Genomic DNA, 1,121 nt, shown 5'->3' with positions numbered 1-1,121 from the left:
TCAGAATCACATAGTGGACGCGGGCAACAACCCTGACCTCGCGCTGCTCCGGACCCGGCGAAGGGACAGAGCGCTGCAGAGACCAAAAGTATGCTTTGTGGTCAAGTCCTCGGCCTATTAGTACCGGTCAGCTCCACACATTACTGTGCTTCCACCTCCGGCCTATCAACCCAATCGTCTATTGGGAGCCTTACCCCTCACGGGTGGGAGACCTCATCTCAAGGCGAGCTTCCCGCTTAGATGCTTTCAGCGGTTATCCCTTCCGAACGTAGCCAACCAGCCGTGCTCCTGGCGGAACAACTGGCACACCAGAGGTTCGTCCGTCCCGGTCCTCTCGTACTAGGGACAGCTCCTTTCAAGTCTCCTGCGCGCGCAGCGGATAGGGACCGAACTGTCTCGCGACGTTCTAAACCCAGCTCGCGTACCGCTTTAATGGGCGAACAGCCCAACCCTTGGGACCTACTCCAGCCCCAGGATGCGACGAGCCGACATCGAGGTGCCAAACCATCCCGTCGATATGGACTCTTGGGGAAGATCAGCCTGTTATCCCCGGGGTACCTTTTAGCCGTTGAGCGACGGCGCTTCCACAAGCCACCGCCGGATCACTAGTCCCAGCTTTCGCTCCTGCTCGACCCGTCGGTCTCACAGTCAAGCTCCCTTGTGCACTTACACTCGACACCTGATTGCCAACCAGGCTGAGGGAACCTTTGGGCGCCTCCGTTACTCTTTAGGAGGCAACCGCCCCAGTTAAACTACCCACCAGACACTGTCCCTGATCCGGATCACGGACCGAAGTTAGACGTCCAAAACGACCAGAGTGGTATTTCACCAATGACTCCACCATCACTAGCGTGACAGCTTCACCGTCTCCCACCTATCCTACACAAACCGTTCCAAACGCCAATGTCAAGCTGTAGTGAAGGTCCCGGGGTCTTTCCGTCCTGCTGCGCGTAACGAGCATCTTTACTCGTAGTGCAATTTCGCCGGGTCTGCGGTTGAGACAGCGGGGAAGTCGTTACGCCATTCGTGCAGGTCGGAACTTACCCGACAAGGAATTTCGCTACCTTAGGATGGTTATAGTTACCACCGCCGTTTACTGGCGCTTAAGTTCTCAGCTTCGC

Annotated in this window: 1 rRNA gene; it reads right to left on the bottom strand. The window is 56.9% G+C overall.

The annotated features are described in order from the left end of the window. Window positions 1-97 precede the first annotated feature (97 nt). Window positions 98-1,121: ribosomal RNA gene (locus ACZ6R6_RS49345) — 23S ribosomal RNA — on the bottom strand; the annotation flags it as partial.

Source organism: Streptosporangium sp. NPDC048886, from assembly GCF_055586905.1.
This window is presented reverse-complemented; position numbering and strand designations above follow the sequence as displayed.